Source organism: Antrihabitans auranticaus (assembly GCF_016481275.1).
Lineage (GTDB): Bacteria > Actinomycetota > Actinomycetes > Mycobacteriales > Mycobacteriaceae > Antrihabitans.
In genome coordinates, this window is the sequence record NZ_JAEMNW010000002.1 from 792,462 (window position 1) to 816,333 (window position 23,872).

The window sequence follows — 23,872 nt, forward strand, 5'->3', positions numbered from 1 at the left end:
TCGAGCGTACCTCTCAAGATCGAGAGTGACCACCGAAAACGCTGTCGGACGGCGCGACTAACCTGGATTCGTGGCCGACCCCTCTACTTATCGACCCGCGCCAGGATCGATTCCGATCGAACCGGGGGTGTACCGATTTCGCGATCAGCATCGCAGGGTCATCTACGTCGGTAAGGCGAAGAGTCTGCGTAGTCGGCTCAATTCGTACTTTGCGGACATTGCGTCGTTGCATCCGCGGACCAGGCAGATGGTCACGGCTGCGTCGAGCGTCGAGTGGACTGTTGTGTCGACAGAAGTCGAGGCACTGCAGCTCGAATACAACTGGATCAAAGAGTTCGATCCGCGGTTCAACGTGCGTTATCGGGACGACAAGTCGTATCCCGTCCTTGCGGTAACGCTGAACGAGGAGTACCCGCGGCTGTTCGTGTATCGCGGCGCGCGCCGCAAGGGAGTGCGCTACTTCGGTCCGTATTCGCATGCGTGGGCGATTCGGGAGACGCTGGACCTGCTTCTGCGGGTATTTCCCGCGCGGACCTGTTCGGCTGGTGTTTTCAAGCGGCACAACCAGATCGGACGGCCGTGCCTGCTCGGTTACATCGACAAATGCTCGGCGCCGTGCATCGGCCGGGTCGATGCCGACCAGCATCGCAGAATCGTCGAGGACTTCTGCGACTTCCTTGCGGGTAAGACCGACAAGCTCGTCCGCGATCTGGAGCATCGGATGCAGGATGCCTCCGAGCAACTCGATTTCGAGACGGCCGCGCGACTGCGCGACGATGTCGGGGCGTTGCGGCGAGCGCTCGAGAAGCAGGCGGTCGTTCTCGGTAGCGGCACCGATGCCGACGTCGTGGCATTCGCTACCGACGAACTGGAGGCAGCCGTCCAGGTGTTCCACGTCCGCGGTGGCCGAGTGCGTGGCCAGCGGGGCTGGGTGGTCGAAAAGGCCGGTGAGGCGATCGATCCGGGCACAGACACCGAGCGTGATCTGCCGGTGCTGGTCGAACAGTTTCTGACGCAGTTCTACGGCGAGCAGGTCGCATTGGTCGAAGGGCAGGAAGACGAGCTGGCCGAGCCGGCCGCGGTCGTGCCCCGTGAGGTCCTGGTTCCTGCGCTGCCGCCGAACTCCGACGAGGTGCAGCAGTGGTTGTCGGAACTGCGCGGTTCGATTGTGCAACTGCGAGTTCCACAGCGCGGCGACAAGAAGGCACTCGCCGAAACGGTCCAGCGAAATGCGCAGGAAGCGCTGGCGCAGCACAAGCTCAAGCGGGCGAGCGATTTGACGTCGAGATCGGCTGCACTGCAAGGCATTCAGGAGGCGCTGGACCTCGACTCCGCGCCTCTGCGCATCGAGTGCGTCGACGTCAGCCATGTGCAGGGTACCGACGTGGTCGCTTCTCTCGTCGTCTTCGAAGACGGCCTACCGCGCAAGTCGGACTATCGCCATTACGCGATCAAGGAGGCTGCGGGCGAGGGGCGGTCGGACGACGTCGCCAGCATCGCCGAAGTCACCCGGCGACGCTTCCTCAGAATGCGTCGCGACTTCACGACCGGTGAGCTGACCGGTGACGATGCGGGCGGCGAGGTCGGCCCGGAAGTTGCGATCGGGGCGGGCATCGATCCGCAGACCGGCCGGCCGCGCAGGTTCGCGTATCCGCCGAATCTGTTCGTCGTCGATGGCGGTGCGCCGCAGGTCGCTGCCGCGGCAGAGGTGCTCGACGAACTCGGGATCACCGACGTGGCGGTCATCGGACTCGCGAAACGACTCGAAGAAGTCTGGGTGCCGGGGGAGAGCGATCCGGTGATTCTGCCCAGGACAAGTGAATCGCTCTACCTGTTGCAGCGGGTGCGCGACGAAGCGCACCGCTTCGCGATCACCTTCCATCGCAGCAAGCGGTCCAGGCGGATGACCGCATCCGCGCTCGATTCGGTTCGTGGGCTGGGGGAGACACGCAGGACCGCACTGGTCTTGCACTTCGGCTCGGTCGCTCGTTTGAAGAAGGCAACGGTCGAAGAAATCTCGGAGGTGCCCGGAATCGGGCCGGCGACGGCGAAGGCGGTGCTCGCGGCTCTGTCGGAGGACGCCTGACCTAGGTGCTCGCGTGCATTTCCCAGAGCAGGATCTCCGAACGTTCCGCCGCGGTTATCCGGTGCCCACCTGTGCTGGTGAGGCGCACTGTGTCGCCCTGACTCACCTGGCCATAGCCCTCGAACAGAGCACTGCCGTTCGCGACGAAGACGTGCCCGAAAGGCGCGTCGGGAATGGTGATCGACTGGCCGGGGTCGAGCCGGGCGACATGCAATGCCGCGTGCTTGTTGCCGATCCGGATTGCCGACGAGTTCCTGTGAGCAGCCATGCCGGAGGCGATCGTGACGAACGGACCGGCATCGACTTCGCGTTCTTCGTAGCTTGGCGCTGTGCCCGTGGTGTCCGGCGAGATCCACATCTGGACGACTCGAACCCGTTCGCCCTGCAAGTGGTTCGAGGCGTTCTTCTCCGAGTGCCGAATGCCTGTTCCGGCACTCATCCGTTGCGCAAGACCTGGATAGATGAGCCCGGAGTTTCCGGCCGAATCCTGATGGACCACAGTCCCTTCCAGCACCCAGGTGATGATCTCCATGTCGCGATGCTGGTGTGTGTCGAAACCCTCACCGGCTTGGATCGTGTCCTCGTTGTGCACCATGAGCAGACCGTGGGCGTTGGCTGCCAAGTCGAAGTTGCCCGTGGCGGGAAACGATTGCCGGGAATCGAGCCACTCATTCCACCAGTGGCCGCGATCCGCCGACCTGATCACCCGCACGTCTGTCTGTGTGCCCATAGTAGTTGCAAGTTCAATTACTTCCGCGAAATTCCCCGTCAGATCGTCTCGTCGAGCTGCCCGAGCGATTCGGTCAGGCGAAGATTCTCTGAGTAGTCGACGGGACACGCGATGATCGACACGCCGTCGGAGGCGAGGGCGGTCCGAAGCGTCGGGAGCAGTTCGTCGGCGGACTCGATGCGGTATCCCTTCGCGCCGAAACTCTGCGCGTACATGACGACGTCCGGATTCGTGAAGGCGACGTCGTAATGGGCGCCCAGTTCCAGGTCCATTTTCCATTCGATGAGCCCGTAGCCGTTGTCTTCCCAGATCAGCACGACCAAGGGAATCCGCTCGCGGACCGCTGTCTCGATTTCCTGGGAGTTCATCAGAAAGGCGCCATCGCCCATCACGGCCAGAACCTTACGATCCGGTAGGGCCAGCGAGACGCCCAGGGCGCCGGGCAACGTGAAGGCCATCGTCGACAAGCCGTTGGAAATCAGGCACGTGTTGCGCTCGTAGGTCGGGTACAGGCGGGCCATCCACATCTTCGCCGCACCCGTATCGACGAGCACGATGTCGCTTCGGTCGAGTGCTGCGCGGGTGTCGGCGACAACGCGTTGCGGTGCCAGCGGAAATCGCGAGTCCTTCCCTCCGCGTTCGAGTTCGGCTGCCAGCATTCCGGCGCCGGGGGCGGCCGTGCCGGCTTGGAACCGCTTGTCGCCGAGACCCTTGTTCAGGGCGTCGAGCGATGCGCTGATGTCGCCGACGATTCCGACGTCGACCGAGTAGTGCATATCGACTTCGGCGGGAAACCGGTGGACGTGAATGATCTTCTTGTCACCGTTCGGATTGATCCGAACCGGATCGAACTCCTGTAGCTCGTAGCCAACGGCGATGATCACGTCTGCTTCGTCGAATCCGAAGTTGACGTAGTCCCGCCGCATGAAACCGATCGTCCCCATGCTGTTCGGGTGATCGTCGGGCATGACGCCCTTGCCGTGAAAAGTGTTGGCGACCAGCACGTCATGGTCGTCGGAGAATCGCACGAGCGCAGCGGCCGCATCGTTGCGGGCAGCACCGTGCCCGGCCAATACGACAGGGCAGCGCGCGGAGCGAAGTATCTCGACGGCCCGGTCGACCTGGCTCGGTGACGGGGATTCGGCCCGGACGACGTTGCGGGGCAGGGGAGCGAGGTCGTACTCCTCCTGGTCGACATCGATGTGTTCCGGGATTGCCAGATACACCGCGGCGGGCCGTTCGGACTCGGCTGTTTTGAACGCCTTGCGGAACATCTCGGGGATCGCGCGGGGCGTCGGGACTCCGTCCGACCAGCGGGTGATCGGCGCGAACATCGTGACGAGATCGACGTACTGATGCGATTCCTTGTACTCGCGGTCCTGCCCGACCTGGGCCGAGATGGCTACGAGCGGAGTGCTGTTGGTGGTGGCGTCGGCGACGCCCAACTGCATGTTGATCGCGCCCGGTCCGAGCGTCGCGGAGACGACACCGGCGCGTCCGGTGACTCGGCCGTACATCTCCGCCATGAAGGACGCCGCCTGCTCGTGGCGGGTCAATATGTAGCGAATCTCGGACTTGCTCAGGGCCTGAACGAAGCGGATGTTCTCTTCGCCCGGAATTCCGAAGACAAGCGAGACGCCTTCGGCTTCCAGACACTGGACCATTAGTTCGGCGGCTGTCGTCATAGTGCCACGATAGTGGCAGGCTGGAAGTAGTTCGATCTTCGAGATGAAGGGATTGACGCGTGTCCATCGCCACGATCGACCCGACCACAGGCGAGACGGTGAAGACTTTCGCCGCCGCCACCTCCGACGAAATCGAGGCTGCGCTTGCGCGCGCCAGCGAGCGGTGGCGAAGTTATCGCAAAACCACGTTTGCGGAGCGCGCCGCGTGGATGCACGCGACAGCCGACCTTCTCGAGGCGGAAGCCGACGACGTTGCGGCGTTGATGACGCTCGAAATGGGCAAGACCCTGAAGTCCGCGAAAGCCGAGGCGCTCAAGTGCGCCAAGGGCTTTCGCCACTACGCTGACAACGCCGAGGCCATGCTGGCCGACGAAGTCACCGACGCGACGAAGGTCGGCGCGTCGCAGGCGTACGCGCAGTATCAGCCGCTGGGCGTCGTCCTCGCTGTGATGCCGTGGAACTTCCCGCTCTGGCAGGTCGTCCGGTTTGCGGCACCCGCGTTGATGGCCGGTAACGTCGGCATTCTCAAGCACGCGTCGAACGTGCCGCAATCGGCGCTCTATCTCGCCGATGTCATTGCGCGCGGCGGCTTTCCGGAGGGCTGCTTCCAGACCCTGCTGATCGGGTCGGGTGCCGTGGAGGGAATCCTGCGGGATCCACGTGTCGTCGCCGCGACGCTTACGGGCAGCGAGCCGGCCGGACGTTCCGTCGCAGCCATCGCCGGCGACGAGGTCAAGCACACCGTGCTCGAGTTGGGCGGCAGCGACCCGTTCGTCGTCATGCCATCGGCGGACCTCGCGAAGGCCGCCGAAGTGGCGGTGACGGCACGGGTGCAGAACAACGGCCAATCATGTATCGCGGCAAAGCGTTTCATCGTGCACGCAGACGTCTACGACGAGTTCGCGAAGTTGTTCGTCGATCGGATGAACGCGTTGCGGGTTGGGGACCCGAAGGACCCCGACACCGACATCGGACCGCTCGCGACCGAGCAGGGCCGCAAGGATGTCGAAGAACTGGTCGACCAGGCCGTGGCCGACGGCGCCACGGTTATGTGCGGTGGCAAGCGCCTCGACGGCCCGGGCTGGTTCTACCCGGCGACCGTGATCGGCGACATCACGCCGGAGATGGAGATGTACACGGCTGAGGTGTTCGGACCGGTCGCGTCGCTGTACCGAGCAGCCGACATCGACGAGGCCATCGATATCGCCAACGCCACGACCTTCGGCCTCGGTGCGAACGCTTGGACCACCGACGATGGCGAGCAGCAACGGTTCATCGACGACATCGAAGCGGGAGGCGTCTTCATCAACGGGATGACGATTTCCTACAACGAGTTGCCCTTCGGCGGCGTCAAGCGGTCCGGCACCGGCCGCGAACTGTCAGCCCACGGAATCCGCGAGTTCTGCAACATCAAGACGGTGTGGGTGGGCTGACCGATCAGCTCCGGCCGCGCGCCACCCTCGTTGCGGTGCGCGCGGCCAGTTGGCTCGCGTACGTCGGCGCCTCGGGAACGTGGGCGGGCTTCTTCGCGTCCAGTTCTCGACGCAGTACCGGAACGACCTCGCTGCCGAGCAACTCGATCTGCTCCAGAACGGTATGCAACGGCAGTCCGGCGTGATCGACCAGGAACAACTGGCGCTGATAATCGCCGAAGCTCTCCCGGAAGGTGAGGGTCTTTTCGATGACCTGATCGGGGGTGCCGACGGTCAGGGGAGTTTCGGCGGTGAACTCTTCGAGCGACGGGCCATGCCCGTAAACCGGTGCGTTGTCGAAGTACGGCCGGAACTCGTCGATCGCATCCTGGGAGTTCTTCCGCATGAACACCTGGCCGCCAAGCCCGACGATCGCCTGCTCCGCAGCGCCGTGACCGTAGTGCGCGTACCGCGTGCGGTACAGCTCGATCAGCCGCTGGAAGTGTTCCTTCGGCCAGAAGATGTGGTTGGCGAAGAAGCCGTCGCCGTAGTAGGCGGCCTGCTCCGCGATCTCGGGGCTGCGGATCGATCCATGCCAGACGAACGGCGGGATGCCGTCCAGCGGCCGTGGTGTCGAAGTGAAGGCCTGCAACGGTGTTCGGTGTTTGCCCGACCAGTCGACGACGTCTTCGCGCCACAGGCGGTGCAGTAGGTGGTAGTTCTCGATGGCAAGGTCGATGCCGTCGCGAATGTCCTTGCCGAACCAGGGGTAGACCGGTCCGGTGTTACCGCGGCCGAGCATGAGGTCCACGCGGCCGTCGGCGAGATGCTGCAGCATCGCGAAGTCCTCGGCGATTTTCACCGGGTCGTTAGTGGTGATCAGTGTTGTGGCAGTCGAGAGGATGATGCGCTCGGTGCGGGCAGCGATAAACCCGAGCATCGTTGTCGGTGAGGACGGCACGAAGGGAGGATTGTGGTGCTCGCCGCTCGCGAAGACGTCCAGCCCCACTTCTTCGGCCTTCTGGGCCATGGCGACCATCGCCTTGATGCGCTCAGCTTCGGATGGCGTTCTGCCCGTGGTGGGATCGGTCGTCACGTCGCCGACGGTGAAGATTCCGAACTGCATGACTTCCTCCATCTAGTTCAAAGTTCAACTACTTGAACCTGCACTCGTATTGCAGTATTCCCGTCGGTCCGCCGCGTACGGTTAGCGCCGGGGCTTCACTGCGATGGAGGTAGTTGTGCCGGCAAGTGGTGGCGTTGACGAGCCGAAGATCGCGATCATCGGTACAGGGTTCGGCGGTCTGGCGGCCGCGATCGAGTTGAAGAACGCGGGCTACGAAGACCTGGTGATCTTCGAACGCGGCGACGAGGTCGGCGGCGTGTGGCGGGAGAACACCTATCCGGGCGCGGCGTGCGACGTCCCGTCCCCGTTCTATTCGTTCTCCTTCGGACGAAATCCGAAGTGGCCGCGGCGCTACTCGGCGCAGCCCGACATTCTCGACTACCTGCGGCGAGCCGCCGACACGTACGGCGTCAGGCCGCACGTGCGATTCGAAACGGAGGTCAAGGCAGCCGATTTCGACGAAACGACGGGACGCTGGTCGGTTCACACCACCAACGGCGACATCACGGAGGTCGATGTCCTGATCTCGGCGGTCGGCCAGCTTTCGCGACCTGCTTTTCCGAATATCAAGGGGTGCAACAGCTTTACCGGTCCGATGTTCCATTCCGCGGAGTGGGACCACGACGTCGACCTCGCGGGCAAGCGGGTGGCGGTAATCGGGACCGGTGCGAGCGCGATTCAATTCGTGCCCGAGATTCAGCCGCAGGTGGCCGAATTGACGCTCTTCCAGCGCACGCCACCATATGTGTTGCCGCGCATGGACACCGAGTTCTCGAAGGTGCATCACAAGATCTTCACGCGCGTCCCCGCGACTCAGCTCATCGAGCGCGGCGGCTGGTGGGGCGTGACCGAAGCCCTCGGTTCGGCGTTCCTGTACTCGAAGGCACTCTCCGCCACAGTCAAGCGACTGTGCCGCGCACACCTTCGGCACCAGGTGAAGGACAAAACGCTACGGGCCAAGCTGTGGCCGGACTATCCGGTCGGCTGCAAGCGAATACTGTTCTCCAGCAACTATCTACCGTCGCTGACCGAGCCGAACGTCGAGGTGGTCACCGACGGCATCGCCGAGATCACGCCGACCGGAATCAAGACAGCCGACGGAGCAACACGGGAAGTCGATGTGATCATTCTCGGGACCGGATTCACGGCGAGCGATTTTCTCGCACCGATGGGAATCACCGGACTTGGTGGCCGGGATTTGCGCGAGCAGTGGTCCGACAGTGCGCGTGCGTATCTCGGAGTCTCGGTGCCGGACTTCCCGAACCTGTTTCTCATGTACGGTCCCAACACCAACCTCGGCTCGGGATCCATCGTGTTCATGCTCGAATGCCAGGCTCGCTATATTCGTCAGGCGATCACGCACGCGCAGCAGAAGCAGCGTCCGATCATGGTGCGCGAGTCCGTGGCCGAGGAGTTCGACGCCGGACTGCAGGAGCGCCTCGTCGACGGTGTGTGGTCGCAGTGCAGCAGTTGGTATCGCAATTCGAGCGGTCGGGTCAGCACGAACTGGCCGGGCCTGCAGACCGAATACCGCAAGCGGACGGCGTCTTTCGACGAAACCGCGTACGAGTACGTGTGACCGCACGGCAACAAGGGGAGGGGAGCGGTTCATGAGCGCGAAGGCAGACCTCGAGGAAGAACTCGGTGGCGATCTTCCGGTTCTGGAGTTGGTGTCCGAGCAGGATTGCGAGGAGCTGCTGACCATGTTCCGCGCGGCGCGCGAGCTGGAAAAGCAGACGCTGGACGAGTCGATCGACGCCACACTCGGCGCGTTACCGCGGCTGTTTCGCGGCGCCGCGCGCAAGATCATGTTCGGGGGCAAATGATGGCCGACCTCATCACACGCGCTGCGGTCGTCATGCTCGCTCGCACCCTCCATGTCCCTGTCGAGAAGGTGAAGCATCTCGAGTCGCTCGGCGCCGAGAACGTCGACGCGATCCGGCATCGGATGGCGAACACGCTTTACGACGAGCACGCCGAGGTGTTCAAAAGAATCAGTGCGCTTGTCCCGATCGTGCCGTTGAAGATCGCGCTCCCGATCGTCCAGAAGACCGTGCCGGCGACGATGGCCGGCCGTGCCGCCGGTGCGGTCGGGCTCGCACATCCGAAGAAGGCCAGCTCCGCGCTGGCTCTTCTGCAGGTCGACTACGCAGCCGATGCTGCGCCGTACATCGATCCGCGTGCAGTCGTGAAGCTCGCGCCGGTGATCGACGATCATGCTCCCGTCGTAGCCATCGCGCGGGAGGTGTTGCGCCGCAAGGACTACATCACCGCAGCACAGTTCGTCGAGGCTGCGACGCCGGAATTGATCCGGGCTGTGGAGCAGGGCATCGACGACAACGAGGGGTTGATGCGTGCGGGTGCTTTCGTCCACAACGGCGCGATCATCAGTGACATCCTCCGCGTAATCGTCGAGTCGAATCCGGCTCGTGTTTCCGACATCATCCAGGCCGCAGCCGAGGGCCCGACCGACCTTCGCCTGGATGCGTTGTCGGTCCTGTTCCGCATCGACGCCGACCTCATCTCGACTGTCGGCGACGTCATGTTCGCCGAGACCGATCCGCTCGTGCTCGCCGACTTGTTCAAGTCCTACCTCGACGAAGGCGCAGCACCCGAGTTGCTCACCTTCGCAGGCCATCTCAGCCCATCGGCACTGGACTCGCTAGCAACCAACCCGGTGATCGAGGACGACGACGTGCTATTCGCAGTCATCAGAACGGCGGTCGCCGAGCGGAATCCCGACGTCTGGCGCGGCATGCTCGACGTCGCCGAGCGGACAGCGCCCGGCGTGCAGAGCCGCGCTGTCCGCATGTTGACCGACATCGATGTCAGCGAGTTCGACGGCGTCGCCGCACTGGCTACCGAACACGGTTTGTGGCCGTCGGTTCTGCGCTTGGCTGCCGGGCAGGAACCCGACCTCCAGGCGCAGATGGCGTCGCGCTTTCAGGCGACGGTCACCGACGCGGACCGCGCGTGCATCCATGAACACGCGGCCGCTCTCGGACTGACCGAACAGGTCGCGCCGTTGCTGGCAAGCCTGGCTGCACGCGACTGAACGGCGGTTACGCTGTCTGCTTGTCGGTGTCGGCCTGGCGACGCTCGACGGCGGTCAACGCCTTCAAATGGATCGGCAGACCGTCAACCGGAGTCGGTCCGGTTCCCCAGCCGAGTGGCAGCTCATATCCGGACGGAACACTCCATCGATAGCGCAGCAGCATCTGGTGCATGACGCCCTTCACTGTCATGTTCGCGAATTGCTGACCGATGCATTTGTGGGCTCCGCCGCCGAAGGGCGACCACGCATAGCGGTGGCTCTTCTCCTCATGGCGGGCGAAACGCTCCGGATCGAACACGTCCGGATTGCTCCACCACTGCTCCATCCGCATCGACGGGTACGGGGCATACATCACCGGAGTGCCGGCGGGGATGAAGTGACCGAGCAGTTCGGTGTCGCGCAGAGTTTCCCGAAGCTGTTGTCCCACAGGAGCAAACATGCGCAGCGTTTCTTTGAACACCAGATCGAGTGACGGCAGCCGATCGAGGTCGTCGTAGTCGAGAGTGGGTTTCCCCAGGGCCAACGATTCCGCGCGTAGTCGCACCTGCCACTCGGGATGCTTGCCCAACAGGTAACCCATCATCGACAGCGCGAGCGTGCTCGTGTCGTGGGCCGCCATCAGCACGAAGATCATGTGGTCGACGATTTCCTCGTCGGTGAACGTATGCCCCTCCTCGCTTGCCGCGTGGCACAGGACGCTGAAAAGGTCGTTCCCTCCGCCGTTGCGTTTGGCCGGCAGTTCGCGGCGGAAATAGTCGGCGAGAACCTTCCGGCCGCGCAAACCTTTCGACCACATTCCGCCGGGAACATTCGTCCGGATCACTGCCTGCCCGCCCCGCACGGCATCTTCGAATGCGCGCTCGAGCCGCTTGGCTTGGGGCCCGAGTTCGGTGCCGACGAAGACCTCGGTTGCCAACTCGAGGAGTAGTTGCTTGGTGTTGGAGTAAAGCGGGAAATCGTGCCCTGGCTGCCAACTGTCGAGCCCACGTGTGATGCCTGGTGTCATCAGGTCGAGATAGCCGACGAGACGGGTCCGGGTGAACGCCTGCTGCAGAATTCGCCGGTGGTAGATGTGCTCGTCGTAGTCCATGAGCATGACGCCGCCGTGGAAGAACGGCCCGATCATGAACATCCAGCCCTTTTCGGCGGAGAACGTCTTCTCCTTGTCGAGCAGGATCGCTTGCGCTGCATCCGGTCCGATCGCGACCACGACCTTGCGACCCATCAGTCCTGCCCATCCGACGGGTCCGTACGTCTCGTAGTTCTTGCGGGCGAATTTCAGGACATCCATCAGCGCGACAAGGCTGTAGCCGATGATCGGGGCGCCCTGTTGACCCATGACAGGAACCAGATCACTGCCGACCGGCGGCTGTGCCAGCGGTTCGACAGGTGACGGGTAGTGCGTGGTCAGTTCGAAGGCGGAAGTCTTGGCCTTGCGGGCAATCGTCGACAGCATCGGCAGATGTCCTTTCGCGTCGTTGCGAAGCACTGTGACGCCACTCTCAACTGATGGCGCCTGCCTTCAATTACCCACCATGGACGATCGTTTGTCAAGATGGCGGAGTGACACGCGCGCAGACCTGGGGTGGCCGGACGGCCGACGAGCGCCGAACGGACCGCCGCGAACGCCTGATGGCTGCGGCGACCGAGATCTGGGCGGACGGTGGCTGGGCCTCGGTGACGATGCGCGGCGTCTGTGCCAAAGCCGGCCTGATCGACCGCTACTTCTACGAAAGCTTCGCCGACCGTGACGAATTGCTGGTCGCGGTATGGGATCGCGCACGAGATCGGGTCACGAGTTCGATGTTGCAATCGGTGGCGGCACAGGCCGGCGCGCCACCGCTGGATGCGCTGCGGTCGGCCGTCCGCGGCGTGTTGGACGGCTTCGTCCAAGAGCCCAGTCGTGCGCAGATCCTCTTCGGTGACCATTCGGGGAGCGCGAATCTGGAGCACCGGCGACACCGTCTGCTGATCGACGTCGCCGATGTGATGGTCGAAATCGGTATGCAGTATTTGAAGTCCGACGTCGACCGGAGGGAATTCCGGCAGTCGGTGCTGATGGGTGTCGGCGGTTTCTTGGAACTCGTCGCGGCGTGGCGTGCAGGCGTCATCGAGGGGTCTGCCGACGACATCGTCGAGCAGGTTTCGCACTTCGGTGCGATTCTCGGCAAGTACTACCTGCCGGACGAGGACATCAGTTCGTAGCGGACCTGAGGTGGTCGCCGATCGCCACGAAGAGATCTGCCGACTGCTCGATCAGCTCGTCCTTTGTGATGTCGAGGCCGCCGCCGAGCCACGCCGTGACAGTTTCGAAGAGACCGCCGACGAGGTGGACCGCGGCGAACTCGGCGCGTTTACCCGCCTTGAGCGTTGCCTCCGGGCCGTAGAACTCCTGGCCGGCGTGGGCGACCAGATGTGCGAACGTAGTCATGACCTCAGTTCTGCGCGCTGCGAGACCTTCGTTGCTCAGCCCTTCGACGAACGCGACGCGACTCTTACGGGGGTCGTCGGTCAGTAATTCGACCGCTGCGCGAATTGCCGCGCGGGCCTTGGCTTCCGCGTCATCGGGCGCGAGTTCTACGGCTGCCATGATGGCTTGCGCAAGCTCGGCGACGACCGAATCGAACACCTCGTGCAGCACGCTGTCACGCGTCGCGAAGCTCTCGTAGTAGTACCGCTCGTTCAGACCCGCCTGCGCGCACAAGCCGGCGACGGTCAACTTCGCGAAACCCTGCGTACCGATTATTTCCAGCGCCGCTTCGAGCAGGGCAGCGCGGCGCAACGCCCGGCGTTCGGTCGCGGGGACGCCCGCATATGCGCGTTGTGCAGCCATGACCGTCATTCTGGCATAGCGTCTTGCCACAATTCCAATTCTGGGGGAGACTCTTGCCAGAACCGAGAGGACAAACTCATGTCGGGCTATTTCGAGCGTGACTCCGCGGTTGTGCGGGTCATGAGCAAGCGCGCGGTCGGGTACACCTACGGCTTGCGCGCACTGGTGATCGGCGCTGCGAATCCGCGGTTGTATGTGGGCACAGCGGCGCACACCGAACATCGCGACACTCCGTATACGCGGCTCGCGATCACCGGTCACATGTTCGAGGCAGTGTTTCTCGGCACGAAGGAGGAGGCCGACCGGGCACTTGCTTTCACGGCCCGCAAGCACACGAAAGTGGTTGGCTCGCTACCCGAGGACGCCGGCGCGCACCACCCGGCAGGCACGCCGTACAGCGCGTTCGATCCGCATTTGATGTTCATGACGATGGCATTCACGTTCGATTCGGCGGAACGCATGCACGACCTGCTGGTACGTCGGCTGACCGATCGTGAGCGCGAGCAGCTGTGGCAGGACTACGTCCGGTGGGCGGAACTGTTCGGCATGCCCCGGTCCGCCGCGCCGGCAACGTATCCGGAGTTCCGCGCGTACTTCGACGCATACCTGGAGTCCGACGAACTGTTTCTCACTGCTGAGGCGGAGTTGGTGGGTTCCTACCTGGCGGGACTGCGGTCCGAAGGGTTCCGGATGAAGCCCGAAGTCGTGTCCAACGTCAATGCGCTCGTCGTCCAGGGCAGCCTGCCGCCGCGGATCAGGGAGTTGTACGGGATGCGATGGCGGCGCCGGGACGAGGCCGCATTCCAAGCCGTGGTTGCCGCGGTTCGCGCGGTCCATCGGCGCCCGGGGGTACCGCTTCCGTTCGACCTGCGCAACGTCCTCGTCGGCGACAGCGATTCGGCGTACAAAATGGTGTCGAAGACCGAGCGGGAGAATGTCCGGCACGGCCGTGCGAGCATGCCGGGAGTAGATCTCGGAGCAGGGCTGAAGTCTGTCCGCACTGCCTGAACCCTCCGCCTGCGGTCGTAATTCAGGCATGCGCGCGAGGCGAACGCGGCCGGATTTCGTTCGACGTCGCGCCGCGTTTGCGGGCGCCAGCCCTAAGAGGTTCGCAGCGTCCTGCCTCTCGCCGCGCTCGCCGGCGTCCCGCCACTTTCGAGCCGTTCGCGAAATCTGGTTGATCCCAGCAGGCGAGACACAGTCGGTCGACGCGGCTGTCTCTGTAAGGAATGATGGCAATCTGGTTGCCTCGAAGTGACCAATGTCGGAATGGCAGGCATCGAGACGAACAGGGCGGCCCGGTGAGCGAAGAAGTTGTGGACGATGCGGCTGCAACGAACCCCGGCGTCGACGTCGTGGTCGTCACGGGTCTGTCCGGCGCCGGGCGCGGCACGGCCGCAAAGGTGCTCGAGGACCTGGGCTGGTACGTCGCCGACAACCTTCCGCCAGAACTGATTTCGCAGATGATCGACCTGGGCCTCGAGGTCGATCCACCGATTCAGCGGCTCGCGCTGGTGATGGACGTCCGCAGTAGGTTCTTCACCGCCGATCTCAGTCAGGTAGTGAAGAAGCTCGAATCACGGTCGGTCCATATCCGGGTGTTGTTCCTCGAAGCGTCCGACGATGTGCTCGTCCGCAGATTCGGATACGCGCGTAGGCGGCATCCCCTGCAGATCGAGACGAGCGACGGCACCCTCTCCGAAGGCATCGCGCTCGAGCGCCGTCGGCTGTCGAAGGTGAAGACGTTCGCTGACGTTGTGATCGACACAACCGAGTTGAGCGTCCACCAATTGCACCGCAGGATCGAAGAATATTACGGCGGAGACAGTTCCACGACGCTCCAAATTACGGTCCAGTCGTTCGGATTCAAGTACGGGGTGCCGATCGACGCCGACATGGTGTTGGATTTGCGTTTTCTCCCCAATCCACATTGGATTCCGGAGCTCAGGGAACAGACTGGACAGGAGGCGGCAGTGCGGGATTACGTGTTGTCGCGCCAAGGTGCTGCCGACTATCTGCAGACCGCGCGGCGCCTGGTCGAGTTGACGGCTGTCGGTTACCGGCAGGAAGGCAAGCGCTACATGACGATTGCGGTGGGCTGCACCGGCGGCAAACACCGCAGCGTCGCGATAACCGAAGCACTGGCCGAATCGATCGACGACGGCTCGCACAACGTGCGCATCGTGCACCGCGATCTGGGGCGCGAATGAGTGGTGCGCAAGCGCGTGACGAGCTCGCGGTCGTCGCGCTCGGCGGGGGACACGGACTTTTCGCGACCCTCAACGCTGTACGCCGATTCAGCGGCTCGGTGACGGCGATCGTGACGGTTGCCGACGACGGCGGTTCGTCGGGCAGGCTGCGTTCCGAACTCGGCGTGATCCCGCCGGGTGACCTCCGGATGGCGCTCGCAGCGCTAGCGGGCGAGGACGAGCAGGCAACCGTCTGGACGCGAACCGTGCAACACCGGTTCCGGGGAACCGGCGCTCTTGCGGGACATTCGGTCGGCAACCTCATAATTGCCGGTTTGACGGAGGTGCTCGGCGATCCGGTCGCGGCGCTCGACGAACTCGCGAAGATCTTGCGGATCAAAGGGCGTGTTCTGCCGATGGCGCAGATCGCGCTGACTATCGAGGCGGACGTCGCGGGCCTGGAGGCCGACCCGCGCGTGAACCGGTCGATCCGCGGTCAGGTCGCGGTCGCGACTACGCCGGGGCAGGTTCGCCGGGTGCGGCTGATCCCTTCGGATCCGCCGGCCTGTCCGCAGGCCCTCGATGCGATCGACCGAGCCGACATCATCGTGCTCGGACCGGGGTCCTGGTTCTCCAGCGTGATCCCCCACGTCCTCGTACCAGAGCTGAAAGAAGCGCTGATCGCGACGACTGCACCGAAGATTCTGGTGCTCAACCTCGCCGCGCAACCGGGGGAAACCGCGGGATTCTCCGCCGAGCGCCACTTGCACGTATTGTCGCAGCACGCACCAGGATTGAAGGTCGACCACGTGGTCGTCGATTCGGGGGCGGTTCCCGAAGGACGAGAACGTACGCACCTGCGACGCGCGGCACGCAAGCTCGGCGCGCTCGTCCGGTTTGCGGATGTCGCAGAACCGGGAACGCACAAGCATCATCCGGGAAAGCTCGCGGCCGTGCTGGAACAGCTGGCCGCACGACAACGGGGGAGCAGCGACGTGGCCGCAAGTGTTGGACTCGGCGGAAAGGAGACCGCGTCGTGGCGATGACGGCGGAGGTCAAGGACGAGTTGAGCAGGCTCGTCGTCAGCCAGCAGAGTGCCCGGCGGGCCGAGCTTTCGGCGCTGCTGCGGTTTGCCGGAGGTTTGCACATCGTCGGAGGGCGGGTCGTCGTCGAGGCCGAGGTCGATCTGGGCTCGATTGCGCGCAGGCTGCGCCGGGAAATCTTCGAGCTCTACGGTTACGGCTCCGACGTGCATGTGATCAGCGCCGGCGGTCTTCGGAAGAGCTCGCGCTACGTGGTCCGCGTCGCCAAGGAGGGCGAGTCCCTTGCTCGCCAAACCGGGTTGCTGGATGTCCGTGGCCGACCGGTCCGCGGGTTGCCTGCGCAGGTTGTCGGAGGCAGCGTCGGTGACGCGGAAGCCGCTTGGCGTGGCGCCTTCCTCGCACATGGCTCGTTGACCGAGCCCGGCCGCTCGTCGGCACTCGAAGTGAGCTGTCCCGGACCCGAAGCGGCGCTGGCGCTGGTGGGTGCGGCGCGGCGGCTCGGTGTCGTCGCGAAGGCACGGGAGGTTCGCGGTACCGACCGTGTGGTCGTGCGCGACGGCGAGGCAATCGGCGCACTCCTGACCAGGATGGGTGCGCAGGACACCCGGCTGACCTGGGAAGAGCGCCGGATGCGGCGCGAGGTCCGGGCGACCGCCAACCGGCTTGCGAACTTCGACGATGCGAACCTGCGTCGTTCTGCTAGAGCGGCGGTTGCGGCAGCGGCGCGCGTCGAACGCGCGTTGCAGATCCTCGGCGACGACGTCCCGGATCACCTCGCCGCTGCGGGGACACTGCGTGTCGCACATCGGCAGGCGTCCTTGGAAGAACTCGGGCAACTGGCCGATCCGCCGATGACCAAAGACGCCGTCGCCGGCCGGATCAGGCGACTACTGTCGATGGCGGACCGCCGCGCGAAAGAGATCGGTATTCCTGACACGGAATCGGCGGTCACCGCGGAACTGCTCGACGAGGCGTAAGGGTCGCGATGTGGGGCCCGCCACGCGCGGACACGCCGCGCATTAGGGTAGTAGCGAAATCCAAAAGATGACTAAAGGAGCGGACTGTGACGGTTCGGGTTGGCGTGAACGGCTTCGGCCGCATCGGGCGGAACTTCTTCAGGGCAGTCGATGCGCAACGCGCGCTCGGCAGCACTGATATCGAGATCGTTGCAGTCAACGACCTCACCGACAATGCTTCTCTGGCACACCTGCTGAAGTACGACTCGATCCTCGGCCGGCTGCCGCACGATGTGAGCCTCGACGGTGACGACACCATCGTCGTCGGCGATCAGCGCATCACCGCGCTCGAGCACAAGGGTCCGCTCGCCGAGCTGCCGTGGGGCGATTTGGGTGTCGACATCGTCGTTGAGTCGACCGGCATCTTCACCGACGCAGCAAAGGCCAAGGGCCACTTGGATGCCGGTGCGAAGAAGGTCATCATCTCGGCTCCCGCCAAGGGCGAAGACATCACCATCGTGATGGGCGTCAACGACGACAAGTACGACGGCAGCCAGAACATCATTTCGAACGCCTCCTGCACCACGAACTGTCTCGGACCGATCGCGAAGGTCCTCGACGACGAGTTCGGCATCGTCAAGGGCCTCATGACCACGGTCCACGCCTACACCCAGGACCAGAACCTCCAGGACGGCCCGCACAGCGACCTGCGTCGTGCGCGCGCCGCCGCACTCAACGTCGTCCCGACCGGAACGGGTGCGGCCAAGGCCATCGGCCTGGTGCTCCCGCAGTTGCTCGGCAAGCTCGACGGGTACGCCCTGCGTGTACCGATCCCGACGGGTTCGTGCACCGACCTCACCGTCAACCTGAAGACCGCCGCGTCCATCGCGGAGATCAACGCCGCGATGAAGGCCGCCGCCGAGGGCACGCTCAAGGGCATCCTGAAGTACACCGAAGCGCCCATCGTGTCGTCCGACATCGTCACCGACCCGCACTCGTCGATCTTCGATGCAGGTCTGACGAAGGTCATCGACGATCAGGCGAAGGTCGTCTCGTGGTACGACAACGAGTGGGGCTACAGCAACCGCCTCGTCGACCTCATCGGCCTCGTCGCCAAGTCGCTCTGAGAAGGGCTTCCTGACTGTGGCTGTCAAAACCCTGGCTGATCTGCTTGCGGACGGTGTCGAGGGGCGCGGAGTGCTGGTTCGCTCCGACCTCAACGTGCCGTTGGAAAACGGTGTCATCACCGATCCCGGGCGCATCGCAGCATCCGTACCGACATTGAAAGCGCTGGTCGACGCCGGTGCGAAGGTCATCGTGACCGCCCACCTCGGCCGCCCCAAGGGTGAACCGAACCCGGCACTCTCGCTCGCACCCGTGGCCGCGAAGCTCGGTGAGCTGCTCGGCCGCAACGTGCAACTCGCCGGCGATGTGGTCGGCCAGGATGCGCTCGCGCGCGCCGAGGGGCTGACCGACGGTGACGTGCTGCTCCTCGAGAACATCCGGTTCGACCCCCGCGAAACCAGCAAGGACGATGCCGAGCGCGGCAAGCTCGCGCAGGCACTCGTGGACCTGCTCGATCCCGGCGCCGCGTTCGTCTCCGACGGATTCGGCGTGGTACACCGCAAGCAGGCCTCGGTATACGACGTTGCCAAGCTGCTGCCGTCCTACGCCGGCAACTTGGTCGCAGCGGAAGTCGAGGTACTGGCGAAGCTGACGACCGACCCGGCGGAACCGTACGCCGTCGTGCTCGGTGGGTCGAAGGTTTCGGACAAGCTGGCGGTCATCGAGGCACTTGCACCGAAGGTCGACACGCTGGTCATCGGCGGCGGAATGTGCTTCACATTCTTTGCCGCGCAAGGCTACTCGGTCGGCAGCTCGCTGTGCCAGACCGAGATGATCGACACCTGCAAGGATCTGCTCGACCGGTTCGCCGACGTGATCCACCTACCGCGCGACGTGGTCGTCGCGGACAGCTTCGCTGCGGGCGCCGAATTCAAGACGGTTCCGGTTCGCGAGATCCCCGACGGCTGGATGGGCCTCGACATCGGCCCGGATTCGACGAAGCGATTTGCTGCTGTGCTCGGTGCCGCCAAGACGGTGTTCTGGAACGGTCCGATGGGTGTGTTCGAGTTCGAGAACTTCGCCGCGGGCACGAAGGGCGTGGCCGAGTCGATCGTGGCCGCCACTCGCAAAGGTGCGTTCACGGTGGTCGGCGGCGGCGACTCCGCGGCAGCGGTGCGCACGCTCGGGCTGCCCGACGACGGCTTCTCACACATCTCCACGGGCGGCGGCGCGTCGCTCGAGTACCTGGAGGGCAAAGAGCTCCCCGGTATATCGGCACTGGAAGAGGCATAAGTGTCACGAACTCCGCTCATCGCGGGCAACTGGAAGATGAACCTCAATCACCTCGAGGCCATCTCGCTGGTGCAGAAGATCGCGTTCTCGTTGCCCGAGAAGTACTTCGCGAAGGTCGACGTCACCGTCCTGCCGCCGTTCACGGATATCCGCAGTGTCCAGACCTTGGTCGAGGGTGACAACCTCCTGCTCACCTTCGGTGCACAGGACATTTCGCGCCACGACGTCGGTGCCTACACCGGCGAGATCAGCGGCACGATGCTCGCGAAGCTCGGCTGCACGTTCGTGACGGTAGGGCACTCGGAGCGCCGCTCCATGCACGGTGAGACCGACGAGGTCGTTCTCGCCAAGGCCAAGGCGGCACTACGGCACAACCTCACGCCCATCGTGTGCATCGGTGAAAGTATCGACATTCGCGAGGCCGGTACACATGTGCAGTACAACGTGGACAGCCTGCGGGGTTCGCTGGCGGGACTCACCGCCGACGAGGTGGCGAAGGTCGTCATCGCCTACGAGCCGGTCTGGGCAATCGGGACCGGCAAGGTGGCGACTCCGCAGGACGCGCAGGAAGTGTGCGGGGCTATCCGCGCCGAGCTCGCGAACATCGCTACTCCCGAGGTCGCGGCACAGGTTCGTGTTCTCTACGGCGGTTCCGTCAATGCGAAGAACGTCGGCGAGCTGACCTCGCAGACCGACATCGACGGCGCACTCGTCGGCGGCGCGTCGCTCAAGGGCGACGAGTTCGCGACCCTCGCAGCAATCGCCGCGGGCGGACCCCTCCCGTAATCGCCTGTATTGTGTTTGAGCGAACGCCTCGACACTGACTAGGACGAGCGAAGACGAAGGAATTTCGACACCGTGGACCTGTTTCTGGATATCTTGCTCGTCACCACCAGCCTCCTGCTGATGGTTCTGGTGCTGTTGCACCGGGCCAAGGGCGGAGGTCTGTCGAGCCTTTTCGGTGGTGGCGTGCAGTCGAGCCTGTCCGGGTCCACGGTCGTCGAGAAGAACCTCGACCGCCTGACCATCTTCACCGGCATCATCTGGCTCATCGCCATCCTCGGCATCGGCCTGGAGATCAAGTACAGCTGAGCGCGCGCGGTACGGGCACAGGCCCGATACTGGAGCTATGACATCCGATTCAGCTGGCGTCGTGACAGATTCGGAGCGAGCGGCCACCGAGCCGCTGCGTGAAGACATCCGGCTTCTCGGTGGGATTCTCGGTCAGATCGTTCGCGAGCAGGACGGCGAGGAGATATTCGATCTGGTCGAGAAAGCGCGCGTCGAGTCGTTCCGCGTGCGTCGCTCCGAGATCGACCGAGCTGAACTGGCACAACTCTTCGACGGCATCCCGATCGCCAAAGCGATCCCGGTTATTCGTGCCTTCAGCCACTTTTCGTTGCTGGCAAATCTCGCCGAAGATATTCACCGCGACCGTCGTCGCGCCATCCACATTCGGGCAGGGGAGCCGCCGCAGGACAGTACGCTGGCCGCCACCTACGCGAAACTCGATGCGGCCGAGCTAGATTCGGAGACGGTCGCGAACTTACTCACCGATGCTCTTGTCGCACCGGTCATTACCGCGCACCCCACGGAGACGCGGCGCCGCACGGTGTTCGAAGTGCAGACCCGCATCACCGATCTGATGCGGTTCCGCGAACGGACCGAACTCGACGACCGCGAAGCCGCACAGGTCGAACGCCAGTTGCGGCGCCAGATCATCACACTGTGGCAAACCGCGCTGATTCGGTTGTCGCGGCTGCGAATTCAGGACGAGATCGAGGTCGGCCTGCGGTACTACCACATGTCCCTGCTCGAAGTCATACCGCGCATCAACGCCGAATTGCGGACCGAGCTGCGGCAGCGCTGGCCGAAGGCGGATCTCCTCAGCGCGCCGATGCTGCGCCCGGGGTCCTGGATCGGTGGCGATCGGGACGGCAATCCGTTCGTCGACGCCGACGTCGTCCATCGCGCAACCGACCGAGCCGCGTTCGTCGCCTTCGAGAGCTATCTGTCCGCGTTGTCGACGCTGGAACAGGAACTGTCGATGTCGGCGCGGCTGGTGACGGTGACCTACCGGGTCCAGGAGCTGGCCGAGGCCTCGGGAGACAGCGGCTCCAACCGCGACGACGAGCCGTATCGGCAGGCCTTGCGCAGTGTCCGTGGGAGGTTGTCGGCCACGGCGGAGCGAATTCTGGACGTCCTCCCCACGAGCGCATTGGCGTCGAGTCTCGAACCCTACGAATCGCCGCGCGACGCACTCGACGACCTCGACGCGATCGACGCGTCGTTGCGCGGACACGGCGACGCGATATTGGCAGACGATCGCCTCGCCGACCTGCGCAATTCGATCGAGACCTTCGGGTTCCACCTGTCCGGCCTCGATCTGCGGCAGAACTCGGAGGTACACGAGGAGGTCGTGGCCGAGTTGCTGGCATGGGCCGGCGTGCACGATGACTACGCCTCCCTGGACGAGGACACCCGCGTCGAGATCCTCGCGCGCGAACTCGGTGCCCGCAGGCCGTTGACCAGTCCGGACGCGGAATTCAGCGAGCTGACGACGAAGGAACTGGCGATCACCCGGGCGGCTGGTCGGGCGGTCCGCAACCTCGGCCCGGGTGCCGTGCCGAACTACATCATCAGCATGTGTACCTCGGTCAGCGACATGCTCGAAGCAGCCTTGCTGTTGAAAGAGGCGGGCATCCTGGATCCCGGTTCGCCGGACGGCCCGACCTCGCCGATCGGCGTCGTTCCGCTCTTCGAGACCATCGAGGATCTGCAGCAAGGCGCTGCCACGTTGCAGGCCACCCTGGATGTGCCCGTCTACCGGGCGCTGGTTCGCAACCGTGGCGACAACCAAGAGGTCATGCTCGGGTACTCCGACTCGAACAAGGACGGCGGCTACCTCGCCGCCAATTGGGCGCTCTACCGCGCCGAACTCGACCTCGTCGAGGCGGCACGAAAGACAGGCATCCGGTTGCGGCTGTTCCACGGTCGCGGCGGTACGGTCGGTCGCGGCGGTGGCCCGAGTTACGATGCGATTCTCGCGCAGCCCGCGGGTGCGGTCACTGGATCCTTGCGGATCACCGAGCAGGGCGAGGTGATCGCGGCGAAGTTCGCGGAGCCGCGGCTCGCCCGCCGAAACTTGGAGTCGTTGCTCGCCGCGACTCTGGAATCCACGCTGCTGGATGTCGAAGGTCTGGGCGAGGACGCGGAGCCCGCGTATGCGATTCTGGACGACCTCGCAGCCCGCGCGCGCCAGGCCTACGGCGCACTCGTGCACGAGACGCCGGGATTCGTCGACTACTTCCGCATGTCGACCCCGGTTGCCGAAATCGGTGAACTCAACATCGGCAGTCGTCCGGCATCGCGCAAGCCGACGAACTCGGTCTATGACCTGCGGGCGATCCCATGGGTGATGTCGTGGAGCCAGTCACGTGTGATGCTCCCCGGCTGGTACGGCGTCGGAACGGCATTCGAAGAATGGATCGACGGCGATTCCGGCAAGCTCGCGCAACTGACCGACCTGTACGAAAAGTGGCCCTTCTTCCGAACCGTGCTGTCGAACATGGCGATGGTCATGGCGAAATCCGACATGGGACTGGCCGCGCGGTACGCGGAGCTCGTTCCTGACGCCGAACTGCGCGCGAAGGTCTTCGGCATGATCAGCGCCGAACACGAGCTGACTCTCGATCTGTACCGGAAGATCACCGGTTCGAAAGACCTGTTCGCCGATAATCCGTCGCTTGCGTACTCGATATTCAACAGATTTCCCTACCTGGAGCCGCTCAACCATCTCCAGGTCGAGCTGCTCAAGCAGTTCCGTGCCGGCGACGATCGAGAGCTGGTCAAGCGCGGAATCCTGCTGACGATGAACGGTCTGGCCACTGCACTTCGCAACAGCGGCTAGTACTCCGTCGCCAGATCCGCGTACCCGGACCACACCGGCAGAGGCTGCCCCGCCACCGCTGCCTCGAGGCAATCGAGGTAGTACTGCCACCGCGGTCCGACGGTTGCCGCTTGGTCGGGGTGCAGGTGTCTGCGGACGAGTTCCAGTGACGTGACGACACCGATCTGGTCGAGCGCAACCTCGACGACGCCACCGTCGATCGTGACGGCGAGTCGGTGCGGCGCAGTGCATCTGTCGATCTGTACATCGAGCGACTCGTCAAGGGTGGTGATGGTGACTCGCCCGCTCTCCGGGTCACCGATGATCGAGCCGAACCAGGACGGCAGCTTCGCCGCCTCGGTCATGAACTCCCACACGTCGAGCACAGGCACTGCAAACCCACGCACGTAGTGGATGAGTACGAGGTCGCTACCGGCTTGCCGATCGTGTTCGGGTCGAACTTCGCCCAGCGTCATGCCTTCATTGTGACAACTTCTCGGCGCAGTGGAA

21 protein-coding genes are annotated in these 23,872 nt (G+C 64.2%); 15 read left to right on the plus strand and 6 right to left on the minus strand.

Annotated features, from left to right (window positions below):
* Positions 1–70 precede the first annotated feature (70 nt).
* On the plus strand, positions 71–2,086 hold the full coding sequence (uvrC, locus tag JGU72_RS11740) for an excinuclease ABC subunit UvrC (protein WP_199684082.1): 2,016 nt from the start codon (positions 71–73) through the stop codon (positions 2,084–2,086).
* Between the two features lies 1 nt (position 2,087).
* Here the strand turns inward: uvrC and JGU72_RS11745 are convergent, their stop codons facing one another.
* Together JGU72_RS11745 and JGU72_RS11750 are read right to left on the minus strand one after the other, a co-directional pair.
* Entirely contained in the window at positions 2,088–2,816 is a 729-nt protein-coding gene (locus JGU72_RS11745; protein ID WP_199684083.1) for a pirin family protein, read from the minus strand.
* A gap of 38 nt (positions 2,817–2,854) precedes the next feature.
* Positions 2,855–4,501 (minus strand): acetolactate synthase large subunit, encoded by a 1,647-nt coding sequence (locus JGU72_RS11750; protein ID WP_199684084.1) that lies wholly within the window; start codon positions 4,499–4,501, stop codon positions 2,855–2,857.
* Between the two features lie 59 nt (positions 4,502–4,560).
* Between JGU72_RS11750 and JGU72_RS11755 the strand changes: the two genes are divergently transcribed.
* Complete coding sequence (locus tag JGU72_RS11755; protein WP_199684085.1) at positions 4,561–5,934, plus strand: NADP-dependent succinic semialdehyde dehydrogenase; 1,374 nt, start codon at positions 4,561–4,563, stop codon at positions 5,932–5,934.
* 4 nt (positions 5,935–5,938) lie between these two features.
* Here JGU72_RS11755 and JGU72_RS11760 read toward each other — a convergent pair whose 3' ends face one another.
* On the minus strand, positions 5,939–7,039 hold the full coding sequence (locus JGU72_RS11760; protein ID WP_199684086.1) for an LLM class flavin-dependent oxidoreductase: 1,101 nt from the start codon (positions 7,037–7,039) through the stop codon (positions 5,939–5,941).
* Between the two features lie 115 nt (positions 7,040–7,154).
* On the opposite strand from JGU72_RS11760, the gene JGU72_RS11765 reads away from it, so the two are divergent.
* Genes JGU72_RS11765 through JGU72_RS11775 form a run of 3 tightly spaced genes read left to right on the plus strand, consistent with a single transcriptional unit; the run spans position 7,155 to position 10,094 of the window.
* Positions 7,155–8,618 (plus strand): flavin-containing monooxygenase, encoded by a 1,464-nt coding sequence (locus JGU72_RS11765; RefSeq protein WP_307828394.1) that lies wholly within the window; start codon positions 7,155–7,157, stop codon positions 8,616–8,618.
* A 31-nt stretch (positions 8,619–8,649) separates the two neighbouring features.
* Complete coding sequence (locus tag JGU72_RS11770; protein WP_199684088.1) at positions 8,650–8,865, plus strand: hypothetical protein; 216 nt, start codon at positions 8,650–8,652, stop codon at positions 8,863–8,865.
* The gene (locus tag JGU72_RS11775; RefSeq protein WP_233531884.1) at positions 8,862–10,094 is read left to right on the plus strand and encodes a hypothetical protein; all 1,233 of its coding nucleotides are present in this window, start codon (positions 8,862–8,864) and stop codon (positions 10,092–10,094) included. Before JGU72_RS11770 ends, JGU72_RS11775 begins: the two co-directional genes overlap by 4 nt.
* A 7-nt stretch (positions 10,095–10,101) precedes the next feature.
* Here JGU72_RS11775 and JGU72_RS11780 read toward each other — a convergent pair whose 3' ends face one another.
* The gene (locus JGU72_RS11780) at positions 10,102–11,550 is read right to left on the minus strand and encodes a cytochrome P450 (RefSeq protein ID WP_199684581.1); all 1,449 of its coding nucleotides are present in this window, start codon (positions 11,548–11,550) and stop codon (positions 10,102–10,104) included.
* Between the two features lie 107 nt (positions 11,551–11,657).
* Here JGU72_RS11780 and JGU72_RS11785 point away from each other — a divergent pair, with 107 nt between their 5' ends.
* Positions 11,658–12,299, plus strand: coding sequence for a TetR/AcrR family transcriptional regulator (locus JGU72_RS11785; RefSeq protein ID WP_307828395.1), 642 nt, complete (start codon positions 11,658–11,660; stop codon positions 12,297–12,299).
* Here the strand turns inward: JGU72_RS11785 and JGU72_RS11790 are convergent.
* Positions 12,289–12,927 (minus strand): TetR/AcrR family transcriptional regulator, encoded by a 639-nt coding sequence (locus JGU72_RS11790; protein ID WP_199684091.1) that lies wholly within the window; start codon positions 12,925–12,927, stop codon positions 12,289–12,291. The two genes, JGU72_RS11785 and JGU72_RS11790, sit on opposite strands and share 11 nt — an antisense overlap.
* 78 nt (positions 12,928–13,005) lie before the next feature.
* On the opposite strand from JGU72_RS11790, the gene JGU72_RS11795 reads away from it, so the two are divergent.
* The 9 genes from JGU72_RS11795 (at position 13,006) to ppc (ending at position 23,383) form a co-directional block, all read left to right on the plus strand.
* The gene (locus JGU72_RS11795; protein ID WP_199684092.1) at positions 13,006–13,935 is read left to right on the plus strand and encodes an oxygenase MpaB family protein; all 930 of its coding nucleotides are present in this window, start codon (positions 13,006–13,008) and stop codon (positions 13,933–13,935) included.
* 224 nt (positions 13,936–14,159) lie between these two features.
* A complete protein-coding gene (gene rapZ, locus JGU72_RS11800) occupies positions 14,160–15,137 on the plus strand; it encodes an RNase adapter RapZ (RefSeq protein ID WP_199684093.1) in 978 nt (325 codons plus the stop codon).
* On the plus strand, positions 15,134–16,162 hold the full coding sequence (locus JGU72_RS11805) for a gluconeogenesis factor YvcK family protein (RefSeq protein ID WP_199684094.1): 1,029 nt from the start codon (positions 15,134–15,136) through the stop codon (positions 16,160–16,162). Before rapZ ends, JGU72_RS11805 begins: the two co-directional genes overlap by 4 nt.
* The gene (gene whiA, locus JGU72_RS11810; RefSeq protein WP_199684582.1) at positions 16,159–17,136 is read left to right on the plus strand and encodes a DNA-binding protein WhiA; all 978 of its coding nucleotides are present in this window, start codon (positions 16,159–16,161) and stop codon (positions 17,134–17,136) included. Before JGU72_RS11805 ends, whiA begins: the two co-directional genes overlap by 4 nt.
* A gap of 86 nt (positions 17,137–17,222) precedes the next feature.
* The gene (gap, locus tag JGU72_RS11815; protein WP_199684095.1) at positions 17,223–18,242 is read left to right on the plus strand and encodes a type I glyceraldehyde-3-phosphate dehydrogenase; all 1,020 of its coding nucleotides are present in this window, start codon (positions 17,223–17,225) and stop codon (positions 18,240–18,242) included.
* Between the two features lie 16 nt (positions 18,243–18,258).
* Positions 18,259–19,473: a phosphoglycerate kinase gene (locus JGU72_RS11820; RefSeq protein WP_199684096.1), complete on the plus strand. Its 1,215-nt coding sequence runs from the start codon at positions 18,259–18,261 to the stop codon at positions 19,471–19,473.
* On the plus strand, positions 19,474–20,259 hold the full coding sequence (tpiA, locus tag JGU72_RS11825; protein ID WP_199684097.1) for a triose-phosphate isomerase: 786 nt from the start codon (positions 19,474–19,476) through the stop codon (positions 20,257–20,259).
* A 72-nt stretch (positions 20,260–20,331) separates the two neighbouring features.
* Positions 20,332–20,565 carry a preprotein translocase subunit SecG gene (gene secG, locus JGU72_RS11830; RefSeq protein ID WP_199684098.1) on the plus strand — a complete coding sequence of 78 codons (234 nt, stop codon included), beginning with the start codon at positions 20,332–20,334 and terminating at the stop codon, positions 20,563–20,565.
* A 37-nt stretch (positions 20,566–20,602) separates the two neighbouring features.
* Positions 20,603–23,383, plus strand: coding sequence for a phosphoenolpyruvate carboxylase (ppc, locus tag JGU72_RS11835; protein WP_199684099.1), 2,781 nt, complete (start codon positions 20,603–20,605; stop codon positions 23,381–23,383).
* Here the strand turns inward: ppc and JGU72_RS11840 are convergent.
* A complete protein-coding gene (locus tag JGU72_RS11840; RefSeq protein ID WP_199684100.1) occupies positions 23,380–23,838 on the minus strand; it encodes an SRPBCC family protein in 459 nt (152 codons plus the stop codon). The two genes, ppc and JGU72_RS11840, sit on opposite strands and share 4 nt — an antisense overlap.
* Between the last annotated feature and the right edge of the window lie 34 nt (positions 23,839–23,872).